This is a genomic window from Pseudogemmobacter sp. TB195 (assembly GCF_058313095.1).
This window is the reverse complement of sequence record NZ_JBZEGG010000141.1, coordinates 1-617: the sequence shown is the minus strand read 5'-3', so window position 1 is coordinate 617 and position 617 is coordinate 1. Positions and strand designations below refer to the sequence as shown.

The 617-nt window shown below is 66.0% G+C and carries 1 protein-coding gene and 1 pseudogene; both read left to right on the top strand.

Annotation, left to right across the window (positions count from 1 at the left end):
* Window positions 1–228, top strand: a pseudogene (locus tag AC4FS3_RS29045) (hypothetical protein); the annotation flags it as partial.
* Window positions 225–617, top strand: a 393-nt coding sequence (locus tag AC4FS3_RS29040; protein WP_491023424.1) for an ATP-binding protein, incomplete at its 3' end; no start/stop codon positions are given. The pseudogene AC4FS3_RS29045 and the gene AC4FS3_RS29040, both read left to right, overlap by 4 nt.

Genomic DNA, 617 nt, shown 5'->3' with positions numbered 1-617 from the left:
AAGATCACCGTCGAACTGCTGGCCCTTGCACATGACCGCGGATGCGAGCGTGAACTGGGCGAGGAACTGGACAGGCTGCTGGACAAGGGCGATCTGCCCGACCCGATGATCCTGCGTCGCCTGTTCGGTCCGGACCCGGCCGATTTGCCCACCATCTCGGTGCTGCCTGTCGCCCTCGACAGCTATGACGCGCTGGTCGCCAACGCCTGTATGGGAGAGGTCGCATGAAGAGCGCGCATCCCATCGACGAGGCCCGCCTCGGCATCATGCTTAACGAGTTGCGCCTGCCCACCATCAAGACCCTCTGGCCCCGGTTCGCCGAAACGGCCGATCAGGAAGGATGGCCCGCCGCGCGCTTCCTTGCCGCCATCGCCGAACATGAACTGGCCGAGCGCGCCAGCCGCAGGATCCAGCGTCACCTGGCCGAGGCGCATCTGCCGCCCGGAAAGACCCTGGACACTTTCGCCTTCGAGGCCGTGCCCATGATCTCAAAGGCGCAGGTCATGGCCATGGCCGCCGGAGACAGCTGGCTGGCCAAGGGCGCCAACGTGCTGATGTTTGGCCCGCCAGGTGGTGGGAAAAGTCATCTCGCGGCGGCCATCGGCCTGGCGCTGATC